General features: G+C 70.0%; 7 protein-coding genes. 2 read left to right on the top strand and 5 right to left on the bottom strand.

What is annotated here, in order from left to right:
* Together AC1DOC_RS16580 and AC1DOC_RS16575 are read left to right on the top strand one after the other, a co-directional pair.
* Window positions 1-494: FAD-dependent monooxygenase (locus AC1DOC_RS16580; RefSeq protein ID WP_478130105.1), on the top strand; the 494-nt coding region annotated here is incomplete at its 5' end.
* A gap of 45 nt (window positions 495-539) precedes the next feature.
* A complete protein-coding gene (locus AC1DOC_RS16575) occupies window positions 540-1,514 on the top strand; it encodes a Bug family tripartite tricarboxylate transporter substrate binding protein (RefSeq protein ID WP_418148205.1) in 975 nt (324 codons plus the stop codon).
* 20 nt (window positions 1,515-1,534) lie between these two features.
* On the opposite strand, the gene AC1DOC_RS16570 is transcribed toward AC1DOC_RS16575, so the two are convergent.
* The 5 genes from AC1DOC_RS16570 to AC1DOC_RS16550 all read right to left on the bottom strand — a co-directional run.
* On the bottom strand, window positions 1,535-2,323 hold the full coding sequence (locus AC1DOC_RS16570; protein ID WP_478081451.1) for an SDR family oxidoreductase: 789 nt from the start codon (window positions 2,321-2,323) through the stop codon (window positions 1,535-1,537).
* On the bottom strand, window positions 2,320-2,919 hold the full coding sequence (locus AC1DOC_RS16565) for a cysteine hydrolase family protein (protein WP_478081450.1): 600 nt from the start codon (window positions 2,917-2,919) through the stop codon (window positions 2,320-2,322). The genes AC1DOC_RS16570 and AC1DOC_RS16565 overlap by 4 nt, the downstream gene beginning before the upstream one ends.
* Window positions 2,916-3,401: an aromatic-ring-hydroxylating dioxygenase subunit beta gene (locus tag AC1DOC_RS16560; protein ID WP_018904215.1), complete on the bottom strand. Its 486-nt coding sequence runs from the start codon at window positions 3,399-3,401 to the stop codon at window positions 2,916-2,918. The genes AC1DOC_RS16565 and AC1DOC_RS16560 overlap by 4 nt, the downstream gene beginning before the upstream one ends.
* Window positions 3,398-4,726: an aromatic ring-hydroxylating dioxygenase subunit alpha gene (locus AC1DOC_RS16555; protein ID WP_478081449.1), complete on the bottom strand. Its 1,329-nt coding sequence runs from the start codon at window positions 4,724-4,726 to the stop codon at window positions 3,398-3,400. Before AC1DOC_RS16555 ends, AC1DOC_RS16560 begins: the two co-directional genes overlap by 4 nt.
* A 16-nt stretch (window positions 4,727-4,742) precedes the next feature.
* A partial coding sequence (locus AC1DOC_RS16550; protein WP_478130104.1) for a PDR/VanB family oxidoreductase occupies window positions 4,743-5,736 on the bottom strand: 994 nt, incomplete at its 5' end.

Here is a 5,736-nt window from a genome sequence, read left to right as displayed (position 1 = left end):
GACATACACTTATCCACAGTCGACCATTGCTGCGTCGGCTTCCACCCCTGGCTCACGATTCAAGCGGCGCGGTGGCTCAGTTCTACTTCGGCGCGGACAACCAGGACCCTTTGCCGCGCTGGACGCATGGCCGGATCACGCTGCTTGGCGATGCCGCGCATCCGATGGTGCCGCGCGGCTCGAACGGTGCCGGCCAGGCCAYCATCGACGCGCGCTGCCTCGCCGGCCGCCTGAAGAAGGACGGCGTGGGCCCCGYGGCGCTGGAAAGCTACGATCAGGAACGGGTCCCGGCCACGGCCAATGTCGTGCTCACGAACAGGCGCACGCCGCCCGACGCGATCCTGCGCGAGGTCTACGAGCGTTCCGGCGGCAAGCCGTTCGCCCGGATCGACGACGTCGTGCCCCAGGCCGAACTCCAGGCGATTTCCGATGCCTACAAGCGCGTGGCCGGCTACGACCCCGCGCAGCTCAAGAATCGCCCGCCCTTCGTCTGAACCCGATCCAGAAGCAACCCTGAAAACTATTGAAGGAGACCTCCCATGTTCGCCAGATGGATCAAGCCACTGCTGTCCGCAACAGCGCTGTGCATCGCCGCGTCGGCGGCGTCGGCCGCATGGCAGCCGACACAGCCGGTCACGCTCGTCGTGCCCTACACACCCGGCACGGGCATCGACCTGATCGCGCGCCAGCTCTCCGCGCACCTGCCGAGCGCGCTCGGACAGCCTGTGATCGTGGAGAACGTTGCGGGCGCCAGCGGCAACATCGGGAGCGAACGGGTGGCAAGGGCCAAGCCCGATGGCCACACGCTGCTGGTGCAGGTCAACACCCTTGTCATGAACAAGAGCCTGTACAAGACCTTGTCGTATGACCCCGTCGGCGACTTCACTCCCGTTGCCCAGACCTCCTGGGGAACCCTGCTCCTGGTGGCCAACCCGAACGTGCAGAAAACGGCGACCGTGAGCGAAGTCGTGAACGCCGCGAAGGCGAAGCCCGGGCAGCTGACCTACGCCACGCCAGGCGTCGGCACGCCCCATCACCTGTCGATGGCGCTGTTTCTCCAGCGCAGCGGTGCCGAGATGCTGCATGTCCCCTACAAAGGCACGGCCGGCGCCGTCACCGACCTGCTCGGCGGGCGGATCGACTACATGTTCCTGCCGGTGCACGTCGCGCTGCAGCACATCCAGGCCGGCAAGCTGAAGGCCATTGCAACCGGCAGCGCCAAGCGGCTGCCGCAGCTTCCCGATGTTCCGACGCTCGCGGAGGCCGGCGTCACCCCGGACAACATCGACATGTGGTACGGGGTGCTGGCGCCCAAGGGAACACCCGCGGACGTGGTGGAGCGCCTGAACCTGGAGATCGGCAAGGTCCTCAGGCAGCCTGACGTCGCGAAGTCCTTCGAATCGCAGGGCATGGTGCCGGCGGTCTCCACGCCGGCTGCCTTCGGGGCGCTGGTTGCCAAGGACGCGCAGCGCTGGGCGGAGGTGGTGAAGAAAGGCAACATCACCGCGGATTGAGGCAGAGGACGCCGCGGGCGCTACGCAGCGCCGAACCAATCGCCCGCGGATCGACCCTGGTCCGGGCCGAGCATCGAAAAGCCGCCGTCCACCGGAATGTCGGCGCCGGTGACGAAGCGCGCCGCGTCCGAGCACAGGAACAGCACCACCTGCGCCACGTCGTCGCCGTCGCCCACGCGGCCCAGCGGGTGCATTGGCGCGCCAACGCGGTCGGCCCTTGCACGATCGCCATTTGCGATGCGCGACAGCGCGTCCGACCAGGTCCAGCCCGGCGACACCGAGTTCACCCGCACGCCCCGCGGCGCCAGCGTGGCGGCCTGGTTGCGCGTGAGTTGCAGGATGGCCGCCTTGGCCGCCGGGTACAGCGCCCGCCCCGCCGCGCCGAACTTGCCGCCGACGCTGCCCATGTTCACGATGGCGCCGCCCTGCGCGGCCAGCGCGTCGGCGCTCTTCTGCACCAGCATCGCGCCGGAGACCAGGTTGACGTTCAGCGCGCTCAGCCAGTCGGCGCGCGCGGCGCCGAGCCCCGCGTCGCCGTAGACCACGGCGTTGTTGACGAGGCAGTCGATGCGGCCTTCGGTGCGCAGCACGCCGGCCACCAGCGCATCGAGCGCATCGTCCGAGGCGATGTCGCAGGCGACGAAGCGGCAGCCCTCGCCCAACCCGGCCGCCAGCGCCTCGCCGCGCACCGCGTCGATGTCGACCGCCGCCACGCGCGCGCCGGCCTGCACGAAGGCCCGCACGATGGCGCTGCCCAGCAGCGCGGCGGCGCCGGTCACGACGGCGACCTTGCCTTGCAGCGGGGTCATGGCCGGCCTCCCCTCTCCATCTGGGCCACGGCATCGTCCACGCGCACCACGTCCGCGAGCATCGCCAGGGTTTCGAGGCTGGCGGCCTGCAGGTGCGCCTGCGCGGTGCTGCAGGCGTCGGCGACCACCGCCACGTCGTAGCCCAGGTCGCTCGCATGGCGCGCGCCGTGCTCCACCACATGGTTGGTGGCGATGCCGGCCAGGTACAAGCGGCTGGCACCGGTGGCGCGCACCACCTCCTCGAGCCCGCTGGCCCAGAAAGGGTTGTTGCGCTTGTGGGTGACGACGGCTTCGCCCGGCAGCGGCGCGAGCTCGCCGTAGAACCCGGCACCCCAGCTGCCTTCCTGCACCGCGCCGCTCTCGGCCACGCGCCGGAACAGCGTGCAGTTGCGCAGGCAATCCGAGTAGTCGGGCGCGAAGGCGATGCGCACGAAGATCACCGGCACGCCGTTCGCGCGCGCAGCGGCGATCAGCCGTGCGGCCGAGGCGATGAGGCGCGGGCGTGCGGGGTCGTCGGCGGCCACGCCCACGCGCACCTTGCCGTCGACGTGCAGCACGTCGTTCTGGTAGTGCATGGCCAGCAGCGCGGCCTTCACATGAACACCTGCAAGGCTTCGTGCGGCGCGTCGCAGTTGACGAGGTCGATGCGCTTGGTCTGGATGCGCCAGCCGTCCTCGGCGCGGCGCAGGGTGTGCAACACGCTGCCGCCGAAGCTGCGCTGTTCGGTCTTGCGCCACTCCAGCAGCAGGAAGGTCGAGCGCACGGTGCAGCCCGCGTCGTCGCGCGACTCGAGCGCGATGTTGCCCAGCACGTGCACGGTGCGCGTGGGCGGCTGCTGCGAATAGGCGCGGGCCTGCTCGAGCCGCCGCGCGCGCATCGAGCGCAGCAAGGCGTCCTCGCAGAACAGCGAGGCGTGGTTGAGATGGTCGGCCTGGCCGTGCACCAGCGGCACCCAGTACAGCCCGTCGGGCGTGAAGAGCTTCTGCCATTCGTCCCAGCGGTGCTCGTCGAGCAGGCGCGCCTCGTGATGCAGGAACTGCGTGAGGTCCTGCTGCTCGTTCCAGTCGCGGAAGTTCATCTGGCGCTCCCGGCGTGTTCGTTCGCGTGTTCGTTCGTCTTGACGCCCATGTAGCCGGCCCAGGCCGCGAACATGTTGCGCGAGGGCATCTCGCTGTTGCCGTTGGAGGCGCGCCCGCCCGGCAGCGGCTGGTCGCGCCCCGCCGCGCGGTGCATGCTGACCCAGTCGCCGCCATTGGAGCCCAGGCCTTCCTGCACGCGGTTGTAGGCCTCCAGGTCGTCGGGCATCACGTTCGACGAAGGCGAGTTGACGATGTTGGTGTATTTGAGCGTGCGCTGGAAGGTGGCCTCCGGCGCGCCCTTCAGCCGGAAGCTGAAGATCTCGACCAGCGTGCGGTCCACCGACAGCGGCCGGATCACGCGGATCTGCTGGAACGAGGTGTGCGGCGAACAGCTCGGGTACACGATGGTGTTGTGCCGGTTCACGCGCAGGATCTCGCCGGCGCGCTCGGCACCCTTCGCCGCTTCGAGCGACGCCACATAGGCCAGGCTCACCGGATCGGTCGGCGGCACGAAGATGCCTTCCATGAAGCCATGGCCATGGTCGTAGCCCTTGAGCTCCAGCTTCTCCCAGAATTCCAGCGGCTCGCCATTGCCGTCGACGATCACCACCTCGAAGGGCTTGGGCGTGCCGGCCGGCATGGCTTCGTACTCTTCCTTGGCTGCGCGCCACGACGATTCGTGCGTGGCCACGGCGTGGATGGTGTCGTGCAGGTTCTCGAAGAAGATCTTCCAGTTGTTGCGCTGGATCACGCGCTGCACGCCGCCCGCCACCTCCACTTCGCCCTCGGGCGCGCGGTCGCAGAAGTTGTCGAGCGACGTGGCCACGCCGCCCAGGAATTCCTTCAGTTCCGGCCCGTCCGCCGACAGGCTCGCGAACACGAAGCCGCGGTGCGTGGCCACGCGCGCCACCTTGCGCACGCCGTACTGCGGGTCTTTCAGGTCGAGCGCGGTGCATTCGTAGCCGCTGCGCAGCGGCACCGACAGCAGGCTGCCGTCGCACTTGAAGGTCCAGCCGTGGTACAGGCAGCGCAGGAACTTGCCGGCGCTGCCGCTGCCGTCGGGCACGATTCTGGCGCCCTTGTGCGGGCAGCGGTTGAACATCACATGCACCTGGCCGTCGGTGTGCCGCACCATCACCACGGGCTCGCGGCCCAGGCGGGTGGTGAAGTAGTCGCCGGGCTTGGGCACCTGGCTTTCGTGGCCGATGTAGATCCAGGCCTGGCCGAACACGCGGTCCATCTCCAGCTCGAAGATGGCGGGGTCGGTGTAGACGCGCTTGTGCACGCGGTCGGGCTGCACGAGCCCTTGCAGGTCGATGGTCATGGGGTGGGTCTCCTGGTCAGATGTCGAGCACCAGGTGCGGCGTCTTCGCGCGCGACACGCAGGTGCACAGGGTCTTGCCGTCCGCCTTCTCGCGCGGACTGAGGTTGTGGTCGCGATGGTCGGGCACGCCCTCGACCACGTCGATCACGCACACGCCGCAGTCGCCCTGGCGGCAGTCGTACAGCGGGTCCAGGCCCGCGGCGATGAGCACGTCGAGCAGGCTCTGGCGGGGCGGCACGCTCAGCGTCTTGCCCGAGCGCAGCGTGCGCACCTCGAAGGCCGCATCGCCCGCCTGCGCGATGGCACCGGCGAAGAGTTCGAAGTGCACGTGGTCGCCGGGCCAGCCCAGCGCGCGGGCGGTGTCGACCACGGCCTGCACCATGCCGCGCGGGCCGCACACATGCTGGTGGCGGCCCGGCACGGGCGCGGCCAGCAGCGTACGCAGGTCGAGGCCGCGTGCCGGGTTCCCGCCGTCGTGCACCACCGTGCCGCCGAGCGCGCGCACCTCGTGCAGGTAGGCCGTGGCTTCTGCGCTGCGCGTGGCATAGACGAATTCGAAGGGCTGCCCCTCGGCCGCGAGCGAGCGCGCCATGCACAGCAGCGGCGTGATGCCGATGCCGCCCGCAATGAGCAGCGGCGGCGCGCTGCCCGCGTGCAGCGCGAAGTCGTTGCGCGGCGGGTGCGCGGCCAGCGATGCGCCGGGTTGCAGCGCATGCATCCAGGCCGAGCCGCCCTCGCCTTGTGGCTCGCACAGCACCGCGATCTCGCAGCGATCCGAGCCGTCGTGCGGCCGGGCGAGCGAGTAGGCGCGCTGCCCCGCGCGGCCGTTGGCCTGCACCACCCGCACGCCCAGGTGCGCGCCCGGCGAGAACGGCGGCAAGGGCTCGCCGTTCGCCGATCGCAGCACGAAGGCCTTGATGGCCGGCGTGAGCGGCGTGGCCGAGTCCACGACCAGCGCCAGCATGTCGGAGTCGCCGCTCATCCCAAGGGCAGCGCCGGATCGGCGATGG

The sequence above is a fragment of the Variovorax sp. 01T439_2 genome (assembly GCF_056398445.1).
The sequence above is the reverse complement of the archived record's forward strand: the minus strand, read 5'-3'. Positions and strand labels throughout refer to the sequence as shown.